This window comes from Nocardia africana NBRC 100379 (assembly GCF_001612635.1).
GTDB lineage: Bacteria > Actinomycetota > Actinomycetes > Mycobacteriales > Mycobacteriaceae > Nocardia > Nocardia africana.
In genome coordinates, this window is the sequence record NZ_BDAV01000015.1 from 276,797 (window position 1) to 299,399 (window position 22,603).

The 22,603-nt window shown below is 63.2% G+C and carries 19 protein-coding genes and 1 tRNA gene; 12 read left to right on the plus strand and 8 right to left on the minus strand.

Going from position 1 to position 22,603, the window contains the following annotated elements; genetic code table 11:
* Window positions 1–4 precede the first annotated feature (4 nt).
* Entirely contained in the window at window positions 5–784 is a 780-nt protein-coding gene (locus tag NA3_RS27685; RefSeq protein WP_062966555.1) for an enoyl-CoA hydratase-related protein, read from the plus strand.
* A gap of 57 nt (window positions 785–841) precedes the next feature.
* On the opposite strand, the gene NA3_RS27690 is transcribed toward NA3_RS27685, so the two are convergent.
* Both NA3_RS27690 and NA3_RS27695 read right to left on the minus strand, forming a co-directional pair.
* Window positions 842–1,141 carry a hypothetical protein gene (locus tag NA3_RS27690; protein ID WP_030514272.1) on the minus strand — a complete coding sequence of 100 codons (300 nt, stop codon included), beginning with the start codon at window positions 1,139–1,141 and terminating at the stop codon, window positions 842–844.
* Between the two features lie 350 nt (window positions 1,142–1,491).
* A tRNA-Gly gene (locus NA3_RS27695) sits at window positions 1,492–1,562 on the minus strand.
* Window positions 1,563–2,086: 524 nt separating this feature from the next.
* Here NA3_RS27695 and NA3_RS39335 point away from each other — a divergent pair.
* Window positions 2,087–2,656 carry a DUF2637 domain-containing protein gene (locus tag NA3_RS39335; protein ID WP_167355045.1) on the plus strand — a complete coding sequence of 190 codons (570 nt, stop codon included), beginning with the start codon at window positions 2,087–2,089 and terminating at the stop codon, window positions 2,654–2,656.
* A gap of 222 nt (window positions 2,657–2,878) precedes the next feature.
* Here the strand turns inward: NA3_RS39335 and NA3_RS39340 are convergent, their stop codons facing one another.
* From NA3_RS39340 to NA3_RS27705, 4 genes are all read right to left on the minus strand, one after another.
* Entirely contained in the window at window positions 2,879–3,271 is a 393-nt protein-coding gene (locus tag NA3_RS39340; RefSeq protein ID WP_218021905.1) for a helix-turn-helix domain-containing protein, read from the minus strand.
* On the minus strand, window positions 3,268–3,678 hold the full coding sequence (locus tag NA3_RS37155; protein WP_128145000.1) for a hypothetical protein: 411 nt from the start codon (window positions 3,676–3,678) through the stop codon (window positions 3,268–3,270). Before NA3_RS37155 ends, NA3_RS39340 begins: the two co-directional genes overlap by 4 nt.
* A 722-nt stretch (window positions 3,679–4,400) precedes the next feature.
* Entirely contained in the window at window positions 4,401–4,817 is a 417-nt protein-coding gene (locus NA3_RS27700) for a phenolic acid decarboxylase (protein ID WP_062966556.1), read from the minus strand.
* A 137-nt stretch (window positions 4,818–4,954) separates the two neighbouring features.
* Window positions 4,955–6,160, minus strand: a complete 1,206-nt coding sequence (locus NA3_RS27705; protein WP_084491910.1) for a cytochrome P450 family protein — start codon at window positions 6,158–6,160, stop codon at window positions 4,955–4,957.
* A 689-nt stretch (window positions 6,161–6,849) separates the two neighbouring features.
* Here NA3_RS27705 and NA3_RS27710 point away from each other — a divergent pair.
* The 5 genes from NA3_RS27710 to NA3_RS27730 all read left to right on the plus strand — a co-directional run bounded on the left by NA3_RS27710 (window position 6,850) and on the right by NA3_RS27730 (window position 14,779).
* Entirely contained in the window at window positions 6,850–8,091 is a 1,242-nt protein-coding gene (locus NA3_RS27710; RefSeq protein ID WP_062966558.1) for a cytochrome P450 family protein, read from the plus strand.
* A gap of 198 nt (window positions 8,092–8,289) precedes the next feature.
* Complete coding sequence (locus NA3_RS27715) at window positions 8,290–10,803, plus strand: AAA family ATPase (protein ID WP_167355046.1); 2,514 nt, start codon at window positions 8,290–8,292, stop codon at window positions 10,801–10,803.
* Window positions 10,804–11,264: 461 nt separating this feature from the next.
* Entirely contained in the window at window positions 11,265–12,983 is a 1,719-nt protein-coding gene (locus NA3_RS27720) for an FAD-dependent monooxygenase (protein ID WP_227995634.1), read from the plus strand.
* The gene (locus NA3_RS27725) at window positions 12,980–13,477 is read left to right on the plus strand and encodes a hypothetical protein (protein WP_128144997.1); all 498 of its coding nucleotides are present in this window, start codon (window positions 12,980–12,982) and stop codon (window positions 13,475–13,477) included. Before NA3_RS27720 ends, NA3_RS27725 begins: the two co-directional genes overlap by 4 nt.
* Before the next feature lie 288 nt (window positions 13,478–13,765).
* Complete coding sequence (locus NA3_RS27730) at window positions 13,766–14,779, plus strand: DUF6545 domain-containing protein (protein WP_128144996.1); 1,014 nt, start codon at window positions 13,766–13,768, stop codon at window positions 14,777–14,779.
* Here NA3_RS27730 and NA3_RS27735 read toward each other — a convergent pair.
* Together NA3_RS27735 and NA3_RS27740 are read right to left on the minus strand one after the other, a co-directional pair.
* Window positions 14,741–15,235 (minus strand): hypothetical protein, encoded by a 495-nt coding sequence (locus NA3_RS27735; RefSeq protein WP_062966563.1) that lies wholly within the window; start codon window positions 15,233–15,235, stop codon window positions 14,741–14,743. The genes NA3_RS27730 and NA3_RS27735 overlap by 39 nt on opposite strands.
* A 4-nt stretch (window positions 15,236–15,239) precedes the next feature.
* Window positions 15,240–16,049: a helix-turn-helix domain-containing protein gene (locus tag NA3_RS27740; protein ID WP_062966564.1), complete on the minus strand. Its 810-nt coding sequence runs from the start codon at window positions 16,047–16,049 to the stop codon at window positions 15,240–15,242.
* Between the two features lie 850 nt (window positions 16,050–16,899).
* Here NA3_RS27740 and NA3_RS27745 point away from each other — a divergent pair.
* The 5 genes from NA3_RS27745 to NA3_RS27765 all read left to right on the plus strand — a co-directional run bounded on the left by NA3_RS27745 (window position 16,900) and on the right by NA3_RS27765 (window position 22,436).
* Window positions 16,900–18,096 (plus strand): cutinase family protein, encoded by a 1,197-nt coding sequence (locus NA3_RS27745; RefSeq protein ID WP_128144995.1) that lies wholly within the window; start codon window positions 16,900–16,902, stop codon window positions 18,094–18,096.
* A 98-nt stretch (window positions 18,097–18,194) separates the two neighbouring features.
* On the plus strand, window positions 18,195–19,031 hold the full coding sequence (locus tag NA3_RS27750; protein WP_062966566.1) for a hypothetical protein: 837 nt from the start codon (window positions 18,195–18,197) through the stop codon (window positions 19,029–19,031).
* Between the two features lie 173 nt (window positions 19,032–19,204).
* Window positions 19,205–19,765, plus strand: a complete 561-nt coding sequence (locus tag NA3_RS27755; protein WP_128144994.1) for a hypothetical protein — start codon at window positions 19,205–19,207, stop codon at window positions 19,763–19,765.
* Window positions 19,766–20,007: 242 nt separating this feature from the next.
* Window positions 20,008–21,078 carry a GAF domain-containing protein gene (locus NA3_RS39590; RefSeq protein WP_501193623.1) on the plus strand — a complete coding sequence of 357 codons (1,071 nt, stop codon included), beginning with the start codon at window positions 20,008–20,010 and terminating at the stop codon, window positions 21,076–21,078.
* Window positions 21,075–22,436, plus strand: a complete 1,362-nt coding sequence (locus NA3_RS27765; RefSeq protein ID WP_063917787.1) for an NAD(P)/FAD-dependent oxidoreductase — start codon at window positions 21,075–21,077, stop codon at window positions 22,434–22,436. Before NA3_RS39590 ends, NA3_RS27765 begins: the two co-directional genes overlap by 4 nt.
* The last annotated feature ends 167 nt before the right edge of the window (window positions 22,437–22,603 follow it).

Below are 22,603 nucleotides of genomic sequence, written 5' to 3' on the forward strand. Positions count from 1 at the left end.
GGGTATGGCTACAGCGGAGTACCAGCACCTGCTCGTCGAGCGCAACGGTGAAACCGTTCGCATCACCATGGATCGGCCGGACCGGCGCAATGCGCTCTCGGCCGATCATCTGCGGGAGCTACTGTCCGCATTTCGCTGGGCGGGCGGCAGCGATGCGAGCGGGATCGTGCTGGCCGCGAACGGCCCCGTCTTCTCCGCCGGGCACGATTTCGCCGATGTCGCCGCCCGCGACCTGCTCGGTGTGCGCGACCTGCTGACCCTGTGCACCGAGGTCATGTCGACCATCGAATCCGTGCCCCAGGTCGTTGTCGCGCGCGTTCACGGCCTGGCCACGGCCGCCGGATGCCAGCTGGTCGCCTCCTGCGACCTCGCGGTCGCCGCCGAATCGGCCGGTTTCGCTCTCCCGGGTGGCAAGGGCGGTTGGTTCTGCCACACTCCGGCCGTTCCCGTGGCTCGGGCCATCGGCCGCAAACGCCTGATGGAACTCGCCCTCACCGGCGATCCGATCGATGCCCGCACCGCCGCCGACTGGGGACTGGTCAACCGGGTCGTCCCCGACGCCGATCTCGACCAGGCGGTCGCCGAGCTGCTCACCAGGGCGACCCGGGGCAGCCGGGCGAGTAAGGCGCTGGGCAAGCGCACGCTGTACGCGCAGCTGGACCGTCCGGAGGACGACGCCTACACGATCGCGCTCGAAGTGATGGCCGCCGCGTCCCAGCTGCCGGGCGCACGCGAGGGTATGGATGCCTTTCTGGCCAAGCGCACGCCGATCTGGCCGGACTAGGCCGGGCAGTCGGCGGGGGCGCCGATTCGGCTCCGACGAGGCCGAATCGGCGTCGGTCTAACGACCCGCGGTATTCGGGTCCTGCTGGGCGAGCACGAAGGTGCCCTGCCCGTCCGGGCCCAGCCCGGTGTCGAGAATCTTGTCGTCCAGGAAGTCGACGACCTGCTCGTCGAGGAAGACGCGCGGGCCTTCCGCGTTGAGCACCTGATCCTGCTCCGACGGCCCCGCGGCTACAGCGAGCTGCAGGGTCTCGGCGCCGTCGTTCGAGGAGATGCGCAATCCCGCATCGTCGGGCATCCCGTCCGCGGAGGTGATGGTGCGAACGGCCTCGATGGCAGTGGGCGTGAGCATGAGCATCTGTCCGGTTTCCTTCCGCCGTCGTCACAAAGTCACGGTCGGTGCGATCACATGCCGTGGACCGGCCCTTCGACCCGGCCCTCGGACGTCCACGGCACCCGGCACCTACGGAGGGGTAGCCACGATCCGGCTCGCCTAACCTTTCCGCCGGAATCGACCCGGTACGCGGGTTCGGTCGTCTCCGGTCCACGCGGTAGGTGGCAACCTGTGCGTCCACCGCCGCGGTGCGGTGGATCGAGTGATGTTCGGCATCGACCGATGCGCCCGTCGACCAAGACCCGGACTTCGGCCGCCGATTGCTCAACGGCGAATGCTTCTGCGGGACAGGGAATTTCGCGGGGGAGAAAGAGAGCCGGTGACGGGAATCGAACCCGCACTCTCAGCTTGGGAAGCTGATGTTCTACCACTAAACTACACCGGCCGGTGCGTGAGGCACTGCAGAGAAGATAGCAGAGGCCGTCCCCGAGGGCGCAACTTCCCACCTAGAACGAGCCTGACCAGTGTGGACCGGTCGTCGGAAATCCCAGCGGCGAGTTGTGCCACGCTCACTGCGTCGGTCGTGTTCGGCGGCGTTCGGCGGCGTTGGGTCGCTCTTGATCGGTTCGAGTTCCCCGAAATCTCCCCACTGCTAGCGGGTTTCAGCCCTCGACGTGGGACGTCTTGGAGTGGGCGGTGGAGCGTTGAAAAAAAGATCACACTCTGCGGATCGTCACCGGGAAGCCTGTGCCGAATCGGCTAGCGAATATCTAGCAACTCGCCTGACCAGGCGAAACGCCAGATGGTGGCGAATAGCCTTGTTGCCGTGTCGGTGTATTGCGTGTTGACTGCCGTGCAGTTCCCCGCAGGCGCCCGTCTGTTTGCGAGTGACAAGCAAATAAGAAGCCCCTCATCGGACTTGGACAACCGATGAGGGGCGAATTACCAGGAAGAAGGGACCTTCCCGGAATGAGTGATGATACTCCCGTAGTGCCCAGAACGACACACTCGCTGCGCGATAGGATCGCCGGCTACCGGCCCACGCCGTTGCAGGCCTCCGTAGCAGTTACCTTGTTCGTCTCGTGGAAGTCGTTTCAGCTGTCCTTCTCTGCGCTCGTTGGGCTGGCTGTCAGAAATCACGTCGAGCCCGACTTGGCGTCGAATGTACCGTTGGCCCTAGAAGGGTTGACCATTGGTGCGGTAATTGCGACTACCCAGTTCAGAATGAAGTCACTCGCATGGTGGTACGCGTCGACTCTCATCCTGCTCATGTCGCTTACCTCAGTAGCTGGGAATGTAGAGTTCGCACGCGAGAATGGCGGTGGCTCAGTGGCTTGTGTAATTCATGGTGGCATGCCACTCGTGCTGTTGTTTTCTGTTCACCTAACTCTTTTGCTCTGGGAGAAGGCTCGGACGGCAGTTGTGGCGCCGAGTAGGGACTGGGCTCACGTCTCCATGGCGCCATCAACGGCCAGCTTCGGCTCTATTGATGTCGACGAGGCGCTCCGTCCGGAGTTCGGTGCGGCAAGTCCGGCTTGAATTCGCCCGGCCGGTTTCGCGTCGTTCACGATGGAGGCCTCCCGTTCAAAAAAGGCTTCTCGTTGTCTGGGAATGGGCGCAACTCGCATGCATGTCGCGACCCGCTCGACCACAGATTCCGGTGTGCTTGGCCGGGGACCACCAGTCTGCCCCAGATGGTTCCTCGATGAGGCCCAATGTCGGCGCGGAACAGGTCAATCGTTGAAGTGTTGGGCAGGCCTATCAGATGGAAGAACGATCCGAGCGTGGATTGCATGTTGCGGACGGCGATTCGGCAACGTCTGTCAGTCGGCTACGCCTTCCCGTCGGACGTGGCGGTTGGAGCTCCCGCCTGGTACGTAGTGCTCGGCCTGGTGTTCGTTGACTCCTACCATTGCTAGCCTGCGGAAGCGTGCTGCGTTCCGGCGTCGCCGTAATTGGCGGCACGGTTATCTGCCGGATAATCTCGTTAACATTTTCGGCTGAGAACCTCAGTTTCCGGCCACACCTCAAGTGTGGAATACGCCTATGCCGAGCCGCCTCCTCAAGCCAGTTTTTAGAGATTCGCAGCGCTGTTGCGACCTCGTTTGGTTCGTAGAGTTGTGGTAGCGGGGTGCCCGAAGGAATACCGCTCATCGCTCATCGCTCCGGAAGCATTGGCTGCGCCGTTTCACCGAGGACGAGCGTGAAATTCGCTTAGCGGGCTGACCGGGGATATGCTTTTTGATCGCAAAGTTGCATAGGTTGTCCGCAATTCTGTGGAGGGGCACGGTTATCTCGTACGAACGTTGATTGGAGCGGTCGGTCATGACGACGCTGACGGTTCGGTCGCGCGACACGTGGGGCTCGCCGGCTAAGCGCCGAGTCATATTGCCTCGCTCTTCCAGCTCTTCGCGGATGGCCAGGGCGGCGGCGGCAAGCAGTTCGCGATGCTGTCTATCTCTGTGAGCCACGCTGACTCGAGTGAGGTCTGGCGTTAGGGTTATCTTGGTATAGCCGGAAATCAGCTCGAACCGTGGTTTCGCCTTGGTGGTCCCTGCCATTGTTCACTCTCCCCTTCGGCCGTCTTGTTGACATTGCTGTCATGGTCCTGCGTAGCCGACGGTGAGGTTCAGTAGCTGTTGGACGGCGGTGATGACGGAAGTCGGCCACTACGTCCGATCGTAGTGAGCGAATGTTTATGCGTCTACATAAACGTACATAAACAATTTTACTCGCCGTCTGTTTGGACGGCCCGATCCATGCTGGTCCTTTCTTGCTCGTGGAATGCAGCCTTGGGCACCAGCACACTGCAGCAACGGTCTTGTCCTGTCAGAGACGGCGCGCAAGCGCGGCGGACTTTCGCGATGATCGTCGCTTCGCCTACGGATTACCCGGGGCAGGGCGTATGGATCCCGTTCGAGGCTGGAGCTCTCGTGCGTGGGCGCCAGCTCGATTTCTGCGCTGACCGATCGGGCTCAGGAGTGCCGGTCTGGTCAGGGTCGATTCCGCGCGACGGACGCGGTGTGATTGTGCCGATCTTTCCGCAGCGGGCGCTGTCCTGTCGCAGGCTGCCCTTTTGACACATCACCGTCGACGCGAGAGCGGAAGGGCCGCAAGCAGCTCGGAGTGTAAGCAAGATCCATTTGGACTGTCGGATCGCCCGATGCCACCGGGGAAAGAGGCCCCGGTGGCACCTTGAACTTGAAGTGTCGCTGACGCGGGGATGCAGGTCATATGCCAGCGTCGTCGCCGTCTGTCATCAGCTTGTGCTCACGTCGTGAGACTAGAGCTCGCTAAGCTCGAAGTAGCCCTGATCTGCATAAATGTGCCGCGGCATGTCGGGCCCTTCCTTGGCGAGTTGCGCCATTCTCTCGCGGAATTCGGGGTCTTGATTGTCACCAGCGCTGACAGCCATGTCGCTGTTGGCAAGCCAGCGCGGGACGCCAGCGAACCGGCTGACTGTCTGGCTTGCGAGATCGAAGGTGAGGGTAACGAGGGTCCCGGTTTCTTCGTACCATCCTAGAAACTCGATATTCGGTGCGTCCCGACGGTACGTCGGTTTCTGGATGGCATGGCGTCCTGTGTGAGGGCCTTTAGTCAAAGTGTATTCGATGAAATCGGGGCCGGTGAACCAAGGCTCGAATTCCCAGCCGTTGGCCAAGTGGAGGCGTAGAGTTTTCCCGACAATGGAGTTCAGCATCGGCAGTCCGGGTTCGGCCTGGCGGCCAATTCCCGTCCTCCTTTCGAATGTGTTCGATGATCGGTGTTCGTCCAGCGTGTTGGCATTCGGATGGATGCTGCGATTAGGTATTCATCGATCCCCCCACTTTCGTGTGGCTACGGCAGCGGCATTTCTGGCAGTCTTTCGAAGAACACAGGCAGTGCTTTCAACGCCCTATGGAATGGTCCAGGGCGCCATTCGAGTTGGTCTGCGGGCACGGCCAGCTTCATGTCTGGCACTGCGGCGAAGAGTTGGTCGATGGCCTCTTGCGCTAGGTGGTAGGACAGGGGTTTGGCTGGGCACTCGTGCGGACCCCCGCCAAACGCCAGGTGCGAACGGTTTCCGATGTGGCTGCCACCGGGGTCGGTGGTTACACGGATCGTCGGGTCGTTGTTGCAGGCTGCGAGGCTGATCACGACAGGCTGATCCGCCAGCAGCCATGTGTTGTCGATCATCACGGGCTGGCGTGGGTACCGGAAGCAGAAGTTCGCCATCGGCGGGTCGTTGAACAGGACCTCGTCGAGGGCTGTCGCGCTCGACAAACTACGGCCGTAGTCTCCGTCGATGGCTCCATACCGGGCGTCGGTGAGCATCAGCCGGAGCGTATTGGTGATCAGATTTCGTTCGAGTTCGAAACCCGCACCGTAGAAGCTCATCAGCTGAGCGAATATTTCGAAGTCGTCGAGGGCGGCGGGATGAGTGACCAGCCGCGAGGTGGCGTCCTTATCAGGTTCCGGCGTATGGCGCTTGAGCTGGATCAGTTCCATGAGCGCTTCTTTGATAAGGGTCATGCCATCTTGTGCCGTGAGCGTCCCGTGCTGATCGAATCGCGCTGCCATGCCGGTCGCTACTCGCTGCCCGATCTCGGCCGGGCACCCGCACAGCTGGTTGAGGACACCCAAGACAAGATGGAACGTGTAATCGGCCATCAGATCGGCGGCACCGCGGCCGCAGAATCGATTGATAAGCGGGATCGCAATTTCCTCCACCAGAGGACCCACGTTGTAGAGGTCGATCCCGTTGATGCTGGCTGCAGAAGCGGAGCGGTAGCGTTTGTGAGCCTCGTCCGAGTTGTATCGTGCCGCGGGGAACCACGCCATCATGGCGAGGACAGGCTCATCCGGCGGGACGGTGGATTGCCATGGACGCGGGTCCGACGAGAAATGTTCAGGATCGTTGAGAATCTGCACTGCGGTCTTGTGGCTGATCACCAGGGTGGCCGGCACGTTCGGCGCCAGATCGACCGGAACTAGCGAGCGGTATCTGCTCCGCATTTCGGCGTAGGCACTGCCCGGATCTGCGGCGAATTCAGGCTCATACATTGAAAACCGGACGTCGGATACCTCAGACGAGGTCTGGGGTGGCGACTGCGAGGTCAAGACATGGCTCCCAGCAGTTGTTTTCGGGCGTGGATCGCAATTTCAGAAACAAATACAGCAACATTCGCCGAGGCGGCACAGCAATCTCGTTCGCGGAGAGCCGTGGCGAGCCCTTTCCCTGTAGTCAGGCGCGAGGTCGATCGGCTGAGACAAGAGGCGGATGCGAGGTTGCCACGTCGGAAGTAGACCGCGGCAACCCCGATTGCTTCGCCGAAATCGCCTCAGCGACACAATGATTCATACGCGCGCCTCTCGTCAGTCGATCCAGAACTATAGCCCTCGCCGGACCCGGACCGGAACGTGAACGAGAACTTAGGTAGGTAATGATTTAGGTATACCGATCGACGCGCCACCGCTCGGCGATGTGCACCAGCGGGCAGTTCGGCGACGACTTTGAGCGCACCTAAAGCCTGCGGGCGCGCGCCGGCCGTTCCGCTCGGGCGAGAGCATCGTCATCGGTAGGTACTCGTTTCGGTATGTGCCTATTTACCAAGGTCAGGTGCGGTGCCAAGGTGGCAGCGAAGCCGCCGTTGACGAGATCTTCGTCGGACTGCGCGGCCGTACGGGTGTCGCGGGCGCATTGTCGCGTTCTGGAAGGACCGGCGCCTAGAAGCCACAATCTGACTGGAGCCATGACCTTGTCAATGCCGAATACTTCCGATGCGGCGGTGTCGGGATGTCCTGTCCCTCAGCAGTTTCCGTCGAACACGGATGACAGGCCATTCCGGATCTACGACCACGAATTCTCGACGGATCCACATCGCATGTACGAAAAGATGCGCCGGCGGGGTGGATCGCTCGTCCCGATCGAGCTGGAACGGGGCGTGCCGGCGACACTCGTGATCGGCTACCACACCGCCGTGCGGATCCTGCACGACCCAAACCATTTCCCTGCCGATCCCCGCGCATGGCAGAAGACGATCGCCCCCGATTGCCCGATCCTGCCGATGATGGAATGGCAGCCCTGTGCCCGCAACAGCACTGGCTCTGAGCACGAGCGCTACCGCCGAGCATCTGTAGACAGCATCAACGGGGTTGATTTGCACGCGCTGCATGGCATCGTGGAAGACATCGCTGCGCCGCTGATCAGTGCTTTCGAGGGAGACGCAACCGCCGAACTCGTGAAGCAGTACGCGTTCCCACTCGTGTTCGCGGTCCTCAACCGGATGATCGGCTGCCCCGACGACGTGGCGATTCGGATCGCACAGGGTATGCGGGCGCGGTTCGACAGTGAGGCCGATGCGGGTAAGGCCATGGATGTGCTGGACGCGGCGTTGTCGGAGCTGGTCGAACTCAAACATGAATTCCCTGGCGACGACATCACTACACGTCTGATCGCTCATCAGGCAAAACTCGACGACCGCGAAACGAAGGCACAGGTCATGAGCCTCTACGCCGCGGGCGTCGAAGCTCAACGCAACCTGATCATCAACACTCTCCTGCTGATGATGACCGACCAAGACCTTGGGGCGGGCTTGCTCAGCGGCAGTATGACGACACGAGACGCACTCGACCGGGTACTTTTCAACGACCCACCGATGGCGAACTTCTGCGTGACCTATCCGCGGCAGCCCATTCTGATCGACAACACATGGCTGCCGGCGAATCAGCCTGTGGTGATCAGCCTTGCGGCGTGCAACAACGATCCTCAAGTCGTCGGCGGCGACCGTACCGGCAATCGGTCCCACCTGGCTTGGAGCGTAGGCCCTCACGCATGTCCTGCGAATCGCATCGCTTACCTCGTAGCGCAAGATGCGGTCGACCAACTGCTGGATGTCGTCCCACAGATAGCTCTGCGCGTAGCGCCGAGCGAACTGCAGTGGAGGCCTGGACCTTTCCACCGGGCACTGGTGGCTCTGCCGGTCAAACTCTGAGGACCATGGGTGACGTTGCTATGACCCTGAGTGCGGGGGCGAGCGTCGAGTTCCCGCTGAGCCAGCGCAAAACCTGCAGTAACGTTGACACCGGCAGCAGGCACGCACTGGGGATCGTCATGGGCGGCATGAGTATTCGACTGCCGGACGCCAGCGCCGGTTCCGAGCCCGGTGAACAGCCAGAGAGGGAGGGGAGACGTGCTATCGGTACCAGGGCTGACATACCTGTTCGTCGGTCGCGACGGTGAGGTGGAGCAGATCCGCGGCTTGCTGCAGCGCAAGGCAGTCAGGCTGCTGACACTGGTCGGGACCGGAGGGATCGGGAAGACCCGTCTGGCCGCAGAAGCTGTGCGCCAGTTCACCACCGATGACGCGGAAATGCGGGTCTACTGGGTTCGACTCGCGCGCCTCCCTGCAAGCGCTGATCTCGTACAGCTGGAACGTGAGACGGCATCAGCGGTGATCCAAGCTGACTTTTCCGACAAGTCCACTCGCACTGCGTTAGTAGACGCCCTGAATCAGAGTAATCACACTGAAACCAACGGTCGGACGCTACTCGTTCTCGACAACTGCGAACACCTTTCTGGGCGCGTTGGTGAGATGGTCACATACTTGTTGGACCGTGTGCCGGGCTTGACGATCATCGCCACGAGCCGGGAAGCGGTCGGGTGCGTGGACGAGTACATCATCGGTGTCTCGTCATTGTCGAAAGACCAAGCGGTGGCCTTGTTCGGCCAACTGGCCGAATCAGTCGGGCGGCCGCTTCTCGACGATGAACAGGTGGAGATCGCGGGCGCAATTTGCAGGCATGTGCACAACAATCCGCTCTTCATACAGCTGACCGCTTCGCGCCTGGTACGGCAGGCCCTGCAAGGAATCCTAGACGACCTGTCGGGGCGCGCTGATGACAGACGCTTGGACTGGGGCAACGACGTCAGGGCGGGAGCTGAAGAGCGGCACCGAGCCGTCACCGACGTAATTGCGTGGTCGCGCGACTTGTGCAGTGACAAAGAGCGACTGCTTTTCGATCGACTCGCGGTGTTCGCGCCGGGGCACGACAACTCACAGGCGGACCTTGCCGCGGAAGTCGGCGCCGACTTGGACGCTATCGTGTCGGTTTGCAGCGATGCCCCTTCCGACCGGGAAGATTCGGCTCTTTTTCTGGCCGAAGAGGAGATCGAGGGACTCCTCAACCGGCTGTGTGACCAGTCCTTGGTCAGTCGCCACTTCACCACGTCGGTGGTGCGCTACTCCCTTCTGGAGAGTTTGCGGCTCTACGCATGGAAATGCTTGCGGGAGAGGTCGGCCGAGGAGGCGGAGCGCGTAACACTGCGTCATCTGCTTTACTACCGTGACAAGGTCTCCGACGCAAGAAGACACTGGTTCAGCGCCAGCGAGCATGATGTTCTGGTCTGGTCGAAAGCCGCGTGGGACAACATCATTACGGCCATCGAGACAGCCATTGCCACCCCGAGCCATGCGGCCGCCGGAGTGGAAATCTGCCTCGGACTGATCGAACTCCGGGTGCCGTTCGTCAAATCTTCGATGCGAGACATTCGCCGTTGGACCCAGCAATGCCTCGATGCCAGCGCCTCCGCCTCCGACTCCAGCCTGGCGATCTCAGCTCAAGCTGCTATGGCGTGGCTCGCGGTGCGACAGGGCCAGTCGGCCGAGACCGATCGGCTCCTGCTCGAATGCGTCGAAGCATGCATAGCGGAACCCGACAGGCTGGGCTGGCGCGAGTCCGACGATGATCCGGGATTCCCAGCCCTCGCCGACTTGGCTTGGGGCACAGCGCTATTCATGGCGGACCGTGACCCCCGTGCTGTCGCTGTCCTGCTCCGAGCCAGCGACAAATTCGAGCAGGCCGGCAACGGCGGATCCCAGATGATGGCGGAGATGTTCGCGGGAATGGCGGCAGCGACGCTCGGATCACCTGCGGAAGCCCTGACCATTGCAGCACGATGTCTTCATCACGCGCAGGCATCCGGTGCGCGATGGGCAGTCTCCTGGGCAGAACTCAGCTGGGCAGTAGCGCTGACGAAGAACGGCGATCCCGCTGAGGCAGCGACGGTTCTGCGGCGGGCGCTGGCATGTCAATGTGAGGTCGGCGACCAATGGGGTGCGGCATGGTCTGTCGAACTGCTGACGTGGGCACTCGCTGCGGCAATCAACGGCCGCAATCCCTCCGATTATTCGCTGGCGACCGATATCGCCTACCTCGCCGGCGGGGTGGAGAGGGTCAGGGCCAGGCTCGGCATAGATATCGAGGCGATGGGCACCTTCGCGGACGAGTCTCGCAAGGCGGAAGAGGTAGCGAAGAAGGTCTTGGGCAAGAAGTTTTGGGACGCGCGATCCCTTGGTGAAGACCTGCGGCCGGAAACCTTTGATGTGCACCGAGTAGCTGTGGGAACCCTGGTGATGCCAGGCACTCCGGGAACTATCGTCGGCGAACCATTTTTCACCCTCACCGAGGTCGAGCGCGAGGTAGCGATCTATGCAGCTGCAGGATGGAATAACGCGCGGATTGCCGGAATGCGACGCAAGTCGGTGAGGACGATCGACAGCCAGATTATTTCAATCCTGAAGAAGCTGAACGTGGATGGCCGTGACGGCATCATCGACCACATCCCGAACCGTTTCTTAGATGCCGTCGAGAAGGCCAAAAAGACGGCATCCGAGGGTGCCGGAACTGCGCGCGAGTACCGCTAATCCTGTGTAGTGCGCGCCTTCTGGTCCCGCCTTGCGCTGTCTGCCGTGTCGTCCCGGCGTGAGATGGAGCGCTGCCGGGAGCGGTCCGTTCGGCCTCGGCTGTCGACTCGGCGCGGGTCTGGCGTCGGTGTCCGGGATGTTCTGACTGATCGTTGAATCGCAGTCGTCTAGCTTTTTTTCCTGTGAACTTTTGCTTGCTTTGCGTCGCCTGGCATCTGGCGAATGCGTGCCATGTAGAACAATCGTGCGTCATCGGTAGGTAGTTATTTCGGTATTCACCGATGCGCTTCCTATGGGCCGAGCGTGATGCTTGAAGTGCCAGCGGGGCGGTCCCCGTGGGGGAATCGTTGCCGATCTCGGTGGTGATTCTTCGGGGACTGCGACTCGACAGGGCTCCCATCGGGACGCGTATGTCGGGACTTCTCAATGAAATCTGGAACCGTGCGACGCAAAGGATTCCTATGTCTCGGTCAGTTCATTCACCCAGTCCTATCCTCATCGTTGGGGGCGGTCCCACAGGGTTGACCCTCGCGATCGAACTCGCGAGACGAGATGTGCCCTTCCGATTGGTCGACCGACGAAGCGGTCCGTCTACGACATCGCGCTCATTCACGTTGCACGCCAGGACTCTCGAGCTGTTCGAGCAGGCCGGCTACGCGCACCGGTTTGTCGAACGCGGCATCCCCGACAGCAGTATGGACATCCGGTTCGAGGGAGTCGACGACGTCACTCAACTTGACTTTACGCAGCTGATCAGTTGCTACGCCTACTTTCTGGTGATCGAGCAAAATGTCACCGAGGCCGTGTTGCGGAACCAGCTGTCGGCTGTGGTTCGGGAGCGGGGCGGCACCGGAGGGCAGATCGAGTGGAACACTCGGCTCGGTTCGCTGACAGAGGATTCCAGCGGTCGGATGGTGGCGTCGCTTGTCCACGTTGATGATGGGGACCACGTCGAAGCGGCACACTTCGACTGGGTTGTGGGGTGCGACGGACTACACAGCACCGTACGTACAGAATGTGGGTTGACCTTCGATGGGGACGAGTACAAGGGCTCCATGCGCATGGTCGATGCGCCCCTCGAGGGCTTTTCGCTCAGCGGGACCAGCACCCACTATCTGACCGGCAAAGACCATATGGCCCTGATCGTGAAGCTGCCCGGAAGAAACTATCGGGTCCTACTCAGCAACGACGACGGTATCGGCAGTGACCGTTCGGATGTGCCCGCGGCGGCGATTCGCCGGGAGCTTCAGCTGGCCATCGACCAGCACTTCCATGGCAATGTGCGCATCGGCGAACCTGAATGGGCGACAAGGTTTCCGATCTGGCACAGAATCAGTTCCGGTTTCGGCGCCAGGATCGGACAAGGGCGTGCGTTCGTCGTCGGCGATGCTGCCCATATCCATTCTCCTGCCGGTGGGCAAGGAATGAACGCCTGCATCCAGGACGCATTCAACCTGGGCTGGAAGCTGGCCCTGGTGGCGAAGGGCATAGCGCCCGAGTCGTTGCTGGATACCTATGAGTTGGAGCGCCGTCCGATCGCGGAGCAGGTCATCGCTGGTACCGATCGACTTCATCAGATCATCCTCGCCCACGGCGAGGATATCGAAGGCCGTCGCAACAAGGCACATGCGGCTGGATTCAATTTATCTGCCGTGCAGCAGATTTCGGGCGTTGCCTATACCTACCGCGATCCCGCGGTAGCCGCCACCGGGTTGGCGGCGGGCGATCGTGCCCCCGACGTCGTGCTCGGGCACGGTCTGCGGTTGCACGAGCTATTCCGCCACTCCGACTACACACTGTTGATCTTGCAACGGGGTGCACGAACAGAGGCGACCGCGGCGATCGAAGCGGCCGCTCACCGATACGCCGGCGCTCTGCGCACCGTGGTGATTACCCAGACTCCGCCTCGGGAAGCGCTGAACGCCACCGTCATTGCAGAAACTAATGACGTCTTCGACCTTTACGGGATACCCGATGACGACAGCCTGTGTCTGATCCGCCCCGACGGCTATATCCGGTTCCGGAGCGGATTCGGCGGCGCGCACATGATGTTCGCCGTGCTGTCGTCGGTTCTGCGGGGTTTGTCCCGCGCAGTAAAGCCCGCGACGCTCGGAGCGCGGTCCAAGCCTGCGACCGACCGAGGACCTTCGGCTACACGTGCCGGGATAAGCGGTGAATGATGGACCATGTCATCGCGGCCGCAGACTTGCCGGGCGCGCCGCCGCCGGTTCCATCCGTGGCGGCATTGTTCAGTGCATTGCAGGGCCCCGGCCGCCACGGCATGGCGACGCCCCTCGCTGAGTCGGTCGGGCAGATCAGCGAGCTGCTTCGAGTGCTGATCGCCGACCCTCGGGCGGGGGTGGATATTCGGGCGCGGCTCGGGGAGATCGTCGCTGAGGTCGATCGCGGGATCGCGTGCACATTCCCTCGACCACGACCGGGCGCGCCATGGGCCACCGAGTCCTTCGGAGGGCTGCTGAACCGGGTCATCGAAGCATGGGAAGTGGCGACATGGGCCCGAGACAACCTACCGGCAGATGACGACCTTGTTCATCGGAGCTGGACGCATCTGGCCGAAATGAAACTGGCCTATGAGACTTTTCAACTCCAGGTCTCGACCGGTGGCATTCAGGTTCCTCTCTCATGGCCGGGTATCGAAACCATCCGGCAATGAGCGCCCCGCAGGCGTGCACCGAGCCGAATTTCTGTGCTGCCACCAGCCCGGTCGGTGTCACCGGTAAGCCTGGTCGGGCTCGGCCAGGACTGGCTGGCGCCACAGATGGTCCGAGCAGCTTCCGGCCGGCGGGAGGGTTTCCGATAGACAGGTCCGGGTTCGGCGGAGGGGCGATTCCCTGCCCGTGTAGACGTGGTCCTCCAATCGCGGCGTTTGCGTCAGCCGACCGAGAGATCGGCTGTGCCACAGAGCAATTCAATCGTGTGGTGCTCGGGGGAGATGGGTGCTGTGAAGACCAACGGAGACAACGATGACACGCGGTACAGCAGGGCCAACGCCTGGTGGAGAATGCCGCTGCGTGACCGCTGCCGCGGCCGCCCAGGCCGCAGTGGTGAGCGCACCCATGCCGCGACGACTGTCGAGCTAATAGAGCATGATGTCCTGCCGTCGGCCACCGCCATCTGCGTGGCCGCGCTGGTGCAAAGCATGCCCTCCGGCATGTCGAGGTCGGTGCGGTCCGACCTTGCGCAGCTTGGCGAGTGGATCGGCGCGGTGACAGGCAGAGATGTCACTCTCGCCCCGTGGCGGACGAGCCCGTCGGCGCCACCAAAATCCGCGGCGCTGATCAGCGTCGACGGACGGATTGTCATCCGGTTCGACGCACGCCGGTCTGAGCGGCACTTGCTCCAGGACATCATGCACGAGGTGGGGCATGTGCTGTGCGGGCATGTTGGGGGGCAGGCAGTCAGTGCTGGTCTGTTATCGGCCGGCTTGGACTTGGCGATGATCGAGGCGGTCGTTCAGCGTCATGCACTCGACGCCGAAGCCGAGCAAGAAGCTGAGCAGGTCGGGACTGCGCTGGCGCTGGCCAGCGGCCATATCCTCCGGCTCGACATGGCGGGCCTGCCTTGGCGATCGACGGCAACGGCCGAGTGGATCGCGGCGAGGAGAGCCAGGATCTTGAGGCCGATGTGGACGGACGTGACCAGTGCGTGCCCGGAAGTCTGTCTCGGCCCAATCGAACCGTCGGCACCGAACCGCTATGCGGCACACAGGATGTTGGTCGAAATCGAAGACGCTGTCATGACACTGGCGCCGCTGCTGGATTTGAACGCCGAGGACAGCGCCACCAGCCGAGCGCAATCGATCAGCGAAGCTCTCGTGCGCTGGCGGGCTGGGACCGTGACGTTCGTCGACGGTCCCAGCCCGTGGTGGCCCCATGACGAGGGGGCGGTGTTGGCCACGGCCCGGGCATGGACCCGGCTACCGGAACAGCGACAGGAGTCGCCCTCGGCGGCGTGACGTATGGGCACGCTCCGAGCTGGTGGCCACCACTGCCGACGGGGCGGTCATCACTGGAGCAGCCTCGTAGCTGCTGATCATGTCGCGAATGGTGTCGGTGTCGAGGTGACGCCACCGTTCGGCGCCCGCATGCAGCGCCTCCCTTTGCAGAACCTCTCCTTTGTCTCGGATCAGGATCCACAGTTGCATCAGCAGGTGGGCACGGGTGATCTCCGACTCGTCGTCCCCGAGCAGGTAAGACGGCTCTATATCGAACTCCGCGCACAGCGCTTCGGCAATATCTCGAGCGATGACTTGTGACTGTCCTGACCTGGCTGCGGCGATGGTCTGCGGATCGACGGTCTTTCCGAGGCGGTGTGACAGCGCGGCGGCGACGTCCTCGTTGCTGCGTTCGGGCTGATCGACGTTGTGCCGCAGTTCGAACATCCTGTTGATCTTGGTCTGGAGCGTGAGCATGGGGCTACTCCCGTGTGCGTTCGGTGAACAGTGCAGTAAAGCGGGCGTCATCCTCGGCAGACAAGTCGTTGCTCGTGCCGAGCAGCCACCTCAGGTAGCGCAATTCGTCGAGATCCTTGTCGTTCTGTGTCACTGGCTCTCGTGAAAGTTGCGATGTGAGTACAGGTTTCGATATAGGGTCTAGCTCGACGCCATCGGCTTTGCGTCCTTCTACCTGAGCTATGACCCATGCCCGCAGCAACCGAGCCGAAGATCGGGCAATCTTTCCCTGGACGCTCGCCGTATCGGCATGTATGGCTTCCAGGGCACTTCGCATGGCTTGCGGGTCATTGTCCGCCACCGCCGAATCTGCGCGTTCTCTGAAGGCTTCGGCCAGCTGCTTGAGATCGCCCTCGGCTTCCATGTACTCGGTCAAGGCCTCCAGTGGCAGACGAACGGGATACTCAGCCAACGGTTCTTGCCCGAACGATCGGCGCCGCCTCGGCACGGGCTCCTCGCCCCACCGAAACATCTTGTAGATGGCGCCCGGCTCGAACCGGTAGAACTGGTCGAGCTTTTCCCACGTGCTCATGCGGCCGGGTACGCCATGCCCGTTCTCGATGCGGCTCAGGACCGGAATACTGACGATTCCGTCCGCGTCCTCGTGGCGCAGTCCGAGGCTGACCCGCCGCTTCTTGAGTTCCGCGCCGTATCGCTTCCATGTCTCCGGGTCGTGCGGGATGGCAGCGATGTCGGGGTCTGTGCGGTTGTGCCGGCGCGTGGACCGTAGCGGTGGTGATTCGTCGTCGACTGCGTCATCCCCTTGCGACTTCATATCCGCAGAGTAGCAGAGATGTTTATGAGATGAGATCAATGAACCTTGGCGAGCACATAAATATCTACACGAAGATTTATGTTGCAACGTAAATTTTGGCGGGTTACTGTTCGGATGTCAGCATCACGCGGCCCGGGTATCGCCGTATCGGCGAACTGATCTCGTTGCCCGGCAACAGCTTTCGTGAAGGGAGGGACATATGGATATCTTGGCTCTGGCTCAGGCCGGCGCAGGCATCGTGGCCAACCTGGCATTCGCGGCCAATCAGGTGGCGAATCTGGTCGGCATCGTCGTGTCGCTGATTCCGGTGTAACCGGAATCAGACGCGCCGCGCCCGGCCCTCGTGGCACTCCACTGTGCATCCCCTCGCGAGGGCCGGGTCCTGCGGCCGCTCCAACTATCAAACGGCCGACTTTGTTGCTGCGCAGGCGGTATGGACACCGGCCCACATCGCCGCAGTCGCCCTGATTTCAATGAGGCCGGGATTCGTATAGCCCGGCGACGACGTAAATCGTCGCAAGCCGGTGCTTCCCTCGATCAAATCCCCTGATTCTGCAGCGGCGCCGCTTCCACTCGTCCGTATCGCGACCGGCCACGCAGAAGTCATCCTCTTTCAGCCCTCCGCGCTCGCCAGGCGTTCCGCGCGCACTGCCGTTGAACAGCGCGTGGGCGACTCAGCCCAAGGAGTCTCGTGTATCCAATTGCCAGCCGCGACCACGACGACCGTGACACCGTCGCTTCCAGGGGCCGAGAGCGGCTGCGGAAGAGCCAGCTCGTCGACCACCGTCCGCTACACACCCGAATAACCAGTGATCGTTTGCGCCGCGGACCCGTCCGAGCGGTGGGTGTGGTGGCATTCACCGCGGCGACAGTGTTGATGGCTTCGGCCTACGCTAACGCCGAACCGCCTGATGCGGGCCCGTCATGCCCCGATCTCTACGTGTTCGGTGTACAGGGCACGTCCGAATCGAGCCGCACCGCCGACCCGCAGTCGACGACGGGAATGGTCGGCCAGATCTTCGGCTCGATCACCCATGACGGAACGATCGGCTACCAGGAGATCGGCTACGACGCCGCGTTCGGCGGCGCGCCGGGCACCGGTCCAGGCCAGAGCACATTCACCGCCTCCGCGTCCGAGGCCGGGCAGAAACTGGGCGACGCCGCAACAAGCTTTCATGCTCAGTGCCCGGCAACCCGTATCGGGTTCGTCGCATTCTCCCAAGGTGCGGGTGTCGTGTCTGATTTCGCTCGTGACGTCGGTGCCGGGCGTACCTCGATCCCGCCCGACCGCGTCGCGGGCGTCGCTGTTCTCTCGGACTGGACGAGGCCCCCTGGTGCAGAACCGATTCCTGGCCGGCCCGGCCAGACCAGCACAGACCCAGTTCCCGGAACCGAGGCGACCGCCAGCAGCCAAGTGCAGTTTCGACCCGTTCCCTCCACGGCCGGAATTGCCCCGAACATAGAAGATTTCGGTGATCTGACCGGGCACGTTGTCGAAATCTGCATCCCCGGCGACCTCTCCTGCGATGCTCCACCACACGCACAGCTCCTGCGCGCCGCAGGCGGAGTCGTCGCCCAGGCCGACCTCCACGACCCGATCGCCGCAGTCGGCACACTGGCAGCCACAGCCTCGGCAGCGGTATCGAACGCAGCCACAACGGCAGTCCTCGATGACGTCCAGATCGATCAAGGACAGGTTAATTACCTTCCTGCGGAGACGATTTCGGCGCGCATCGCCGACGGCGCCGACCCCCGGAACGGCACCCCTACGCCGCAGCAACAGCAAGACGCGGCAGCCCGAATCGCCCAGGTCGCGGCTGCGGTCGCCGCAGACCCGCTGGGGCAGATTCCCCGGCTGGCCGGTCAGATCGGTGCCGCCATCGACGACAACCTCGCAGCCAACGCCGACTTGGCCAACCCGGCAACGCTGGCCCGCTATGCCGGTGTTGTAGCCAACCACACCGGCTACGCCAACTCCGGCGACACCCAGCGTGTCGCGACCTGGCTCGACGCACTCTCGCACGACATCGGGCAGGCGGCACCATGATGAACCCGACTTTCCTCTACGGTCGCCCGAAACTCCCCGACCGCGTGTGCGCACCTAGACGAGCCGCAACAGCGCCGAACGACCCGCACACGGACGACGTGCTGCTGCGTCGCTCTATCCGAGCTGCGGCCACCGTAAGCCTGACCGAAGACGAATTCGTCCGCCGCGTCCGCGCGTCTGGAACGAAGCTGGAAGCTCACTTCGACCACAGCGGAGTCGGTGGCCTCGACAGTGTCGGCGGGATCATCGGTTACACCGCACGATGGCGAGACCACGGGCTTCTCAAACAACCAGTCACCGACAAGGCGCTGTCAGCAGACACGCGCCTATCCGAACTGCGCTGTGGGTGGCGGACCGGGCCGGAGGCCCAGATGATGGCCTTGGCGCAATGGTCGCATCCGGGTGGATGCCCGGTCGCCACTCGGGACACGATCCGCCTGACCGAACCGCGGCTGTGGGTGCGAGGACTCAACGACGCCTTCGATTTCCAGGCAGGCCTCCTGGAATTCCGGCCGCATGAGGCAGCTGCGTGGGCATGGGCGGGGGCCCGCCTGGCTGGTGTGACCGCACTGTGGGCACAACGCTTCGAATCCGGAGCAGGGCCGATTACCGCCGCATCCGAAGTGCTCGCCATTTTGACCTGGCGTCCCCGCGCGCGACAGCGACCGACACACCCGGGCTCTGCCTGCGACCTCGGTCGCGCAGCCTATGTCCTGGGCCACCTCGGGTCAACGGACACGATGCGCGAATGGCTGCTCTACGGCCAGATCATCGCCAGTATCCGTGCGGTCACCCGCGCCTGCCGCGACCGAGGCGAGCTGAAGACCGCATCGGCATTGCAGCACACCGTTGTCCGCCCACTCATCCACGTACGCAACGCGTTCCAGACCGAGAGCGGTCTGTCCGAATCCCTCGACGAGGGGCCGCGGCCGTGATCCGCACCGACAAACCCAGAGGCAGTGTGATCGCGCGAGGGCTGCACCTGTCGCCAGATAGGAAGGACCACCGAACGCGGCGAGTAGGGGCTGGTCCGGAAACACAGACCAGGCGGACAGGGGCCTACCCGTCGCCTGTCCCGGTCACGCTCAGGGATCTTCCATGTCACACCGTGTCGGCGGTTGTTGCGGCGCGATGCGTGTGCGGCGATGTCGAATGCGGCGTCGTGGTAGTAAGTTTCGGCGCCGACGGTGCGGTCGAGAGTGTCGGGCTGTGCGACCGACACCACCGCGTAGTGGTGTGTGCGATTTCCCCGCATGCCATCTCGGCCGTGCTGATCGTGGTCGGCTCCGTTCAAGCCGCGACGACCCACATCTCGCTCGCGGACGCGATCGCCGAAAGCCTTGCCCCCATGGCGATTGTGGTCTCAGCGACGATCTACATGCCCACTCTGCGCAGTGGGCGATGGATGGAGCTGTCCGCCCAGGGAACGCTGGACGGAATTCTGGCACCGGCCTCTCGACATGCGTCGTGTCGGCATGGCGACTCATCCCGAGTAGGGAAACCTACGCAGGAAAGCGTGGGGATGCACCGGCTGCTGGGCGTTCGGTGCACCGAACTGGCCAGCGGGGAGTCCTGGGCATACTCGCTCGGGGACATCGACGGTTCCGCCGCCCCCGATTCGATCGGGGCCCGGTGGCGGAGCGTCGTGCGTGCGGGTGATGCGTCGTGAATGCCTCCCATCGGGGCGGTGGCGATCCCGGCAGCGATCGCGACCGGAATCGTCGGAGCCAACGTCGGCCTGGCCTGGTGGGCACACCGTCCCCGCCGGCCAGGGGAACGCGCGGAGCGGCCGACACGCCGGCTCTGCCAGTCGCCGGATCCGAACGCGGTGCGGCCCTCGGCAGTATCGGAGTGGGCAGGGAGCCGACGATGAACCCATACCGAACCCCTGATGCCAAGACCGGGGCCGTGATGTCACGAGTCCGCCAAGAGGAGTCGGCGCCCTGGGTCCTGGCCGACGCCACCTCGGATTCGACACCCACTGTAATCGCGGAAGGAGCACGGCCCCGTCAGCATTCCAGGTTAGGGCGGACCCGGATCTGCGTAAACCGTGCCGTAGAGGCCCAGATAGCCCAGACCGTGACGGCCTGCGCGGGCCAGAGCGAGCCACAGGCGCGCACGATCTGGATGCCGAACGGTGTTCAGCTGCGATGTGTCACGACACCAGTGCTGGGGCCGGACAACGTTGTTCACGCTGTGCAGGCGTGGGCCGGAGCGCGTACGTTGGAGCCTCCGCCACGTCCGACAGTCGCCCCACTGACTTGGGATCCGTTCACGGGGGATGCTCGCACGACTGGCGCGCTGGAGCAGCTGCTCGACAGCACCTATTCCGGTAGCGGTGTGCGCACGATGCCGGATCTGATGCGGCACCTCGATCGGTTCGACGATCGCCTTGGGCTGCTGGCGCTGTTCGGGGATCGCGCGGATGCCAGGATGTGGTCGGGCGTTGCTGTGACCGCCGGGGCAGCGACGGGATGTCGTCGCCACATCCGCATAGTCGCGAGGCGATGTGGACAGGGCCGGTCGTCGATCATCCGGGCGGTTGCGCACGACATCAGCGCCAGCGGGCCCGCAGTCGCACCGACACTGCCCGAGATGCTGTTGCGGCACATCCCGGTCGCTGACCACCACGCGATCGCCGTGGTGGACCTGCGCACCGGCCTGATCCACGAATGGATCGTCCCCGGCGAGGGGATCTTGGCTCGCTGGGTCGGTGAACGGCCCCACCTGCATCCCGACGACAAACCCGTCATCTTCGATACCCGTCGTCGGTTACACGACGGAAAACGACGCTGCCACAACGCATTCCGGATTCGCTTCTCCGGCTCGAAGTGGCTGTACGTCTGTGCGTCATGGACAGCCTTCTCAGTTGGTCCGTGGCCGCAGGTGTTGCTCGACGTGACATCGACGGCACCCGTGCCCACTTCCGTGGGCTCCGGTTCTAGCGCAGATTCCAGCATCGGACAGGAAGGCAGACGATGAGCGTACTCGGCGCCCCACGGAAGGGCACAGCAGTGGTGATCGGCGGCAGTATTGCGGGGACGCTCGCCGCCTGGGCCCTGAGCGGATACGCGGAACTCGTCATCGTGGTCGAACGTGACTCCCTGCCCACTCGTCCCCGGTTTCGCAGTGGTGTCCCACAAGGCATGCACGCGCATCTGCTCCTGCCGGGCGGACTGTACGCGCTCGAAAGGATCATGCCGGGCATTCGGGCGGAACTGCTCGCGGCCGGGGCGACCCCGATCCGTATGAGCAACGACCTGCGTTGGCTGACACCGGCGGGATGGCTCGCCAAACATCAACCCGAGGGCACGCTGTTGTCCTGCACGAGGCCGGTCATCGACCACGCCATTGGACGTCGCGTGTACGGCGAGTCTGGCCAGCAGTCGATTGATGGCACCGAGATCCGGTTCGTAGAGGGCGCTGAGGTCGTCGGGCTCGTCGGATCCCCTCGTGAAGTGACGGGCGTGCGAATCCGCCGACGGGGCAATGTCACCGAGTTCCATCAGCCTGCTGAAATGGTCGTGGACGCCTCCGGCCGCTCCACCAAGATGGCCCGGTGGCTCACCGAGATCGGATGTGTCCCGATCCCGACCAAGACAGTTGATCCGGGTGTCGCCTATAGCACAAGGATCTTTCACCGCCCGCCCGGCATCCGCGACTTCCAGGCGCTCTACATACAAGCAACAGCCACGCAACCGTGGACGGGCGCCCTGCTGCCGGTGGAGGACGACCGGTGGATAGTGTCCCTCGGCGGAATGCGCGGGCACGAACCAGAGCCGGGCCCAACCGGGTTCGCGAAGATGTTGGAACAGTTGCGTTTACGGGCGCCGGTGTTCACCGACACAGTCGGTGGCGCAGTCCCGGTCGACGACCGGGTCCACGGCATGCGCCCGGGCAGCAGTGTCCGCCACGCTTACCATCATCGCTCCACCCCCGCTGGGCTCGTCGGCATAGGTGACGCGCACACGAGCGAGGACCCTGTCTACGGCCACGGCATGACCATAGCGATCAAATGCGCGCTGGCTTTGCGGGCGGCAGTGCGCAGCCGCGGCGGTATCGGTCACAGTGCCGCCCGAGTTGCCTGCCGTCGGATCGGTGCGGCCTCCTTCGATTCTTGGCTGATGGCTGCAGCTGAGGACATCCGTTATCCAGGCACGACCGGCGGACCATCGGGCCGCAGTCTGGCTGTCGCACAACGAGTTCGGGATCGAATCCTGAAGCGGGCGACCGTCGACGCGACGGTCGCCGCGGCCTTCGAACAGACGGTGTCACTGCGGCGGCGTACCGCGTTGCTGCGCCCCGACGTGCTGCTGTCGCTGTCGGCAGGAGATCGTTGAGATGCATAGGTTGACCGATCGTGTGCCATATCCGCCATTTCTGACCGCGCGCCCGCTCTCGTTCGCGATGCGGCACCTGGCCCCGGGCGATGTTCGCGTCACTGCGGAACAACGTGGCGCGTATCTGCGGCAATGGACACGCTGCGGTGATCCCGAAGCCGACGCTG

Bases quoted from the DNA above. Each gene is read 5' to 3' on its own strand.
- NA3_RS27685 (WP_062966555.1), top strand. From the start codon at position 5: ATGGCTACAGCGGAGTACCAGCACCTGCTCGTCGAGCGCAACGGTGAA.
- NA3_RS27690 (WP_030514272.1), bottom strand. From the start codon at position 1,141: ATGCTCATGCTCACGCCCACTGCCATCGAGGCCGTTCGCACCATCACC.
- NA3_RS39335 (WP_167355045.1), top strand. From the start codon at position 2,087: ATGAGTGATGATACTCCCGTAGTGCCCAGAACGACACACTCGCTGCGC.
- NA3_RS39340 (WP_218021905.1), bottom strand. From the start codon at position 3,271: ATGAGCGGTATTCCTTCGGGCACCCCGCTACCACAACTCTACGAACCA.
- NA3_RS37155 (WP_128145000.1), bottom strand. From the start codon at position 3,678: ATGGCAGGGACCACCAAGGCGAAACCACGGTTCGAGCTGATTTCCGGC.
- NA3_RS27700 (WP_062966556.1), bottom strand. From the start codon at position 4,817: ATGCTGAACTCCATTGTCGGGAAAACTCTACGCCTCCACTTGGCCAAC.
- NA3_RS27705 (WP_084491910.1), bottom strand. From the start codon at position 6,160: ATGTATGAGCCTGAATTCGCCGCAGATCCGGGCAGTGCCTACGCCGAA.
- NA3_RS27710 (WP_062966558.1), top strand. From the start codon at position 6,850: ATGACCTTGTCAATGCCGAATACTTCCGATGCGGCGGTGTCGGGATGT.
- NA3_RS27720 (WP_227995634.1), top strand. From the start codon at position 11,265: ATGTCTCGGTCAGTTCATTCACCCAGTCCTATCCTCATCGTTGGGGGC.
- NA3_RS27725 (WP_128144997.1), top strand. From the start codon at position 12,980: ATGATGGACCATGTCATCGCGGCCGCAGACTTGCCGGGCGCGCCGCCG.
- NA3_RS27735 (WP_062966563.1), bottom strand. From the start codon at position 15,235: ATGCTCACGCTCCAGACCAAGATCAACAGGATGTTCGAACTGCGGCAC.
- NA3_RS27740 (WP_062966564.1), bottom strand. From the start codon at position 16,049: ATGAAGTCGCAAGGGGATGACGCAGTCGACGACGAATCACCACCGCTA.
- NA3_RS39590 (WP_501193623.1), top strand. From the start codon at position 20,008: ATGTCACGAGTCCGCCAAGAGGAGTCGGCGCCCTGGGTCCTGGCCGAC.
- NA3_RS27765 (WP_063917787.1), top strand. From the start codon at position 21,075: ATGAGCGTACTCGGCGCCCCACGGAAGGGCACAGCAGTGGTGATCGGC.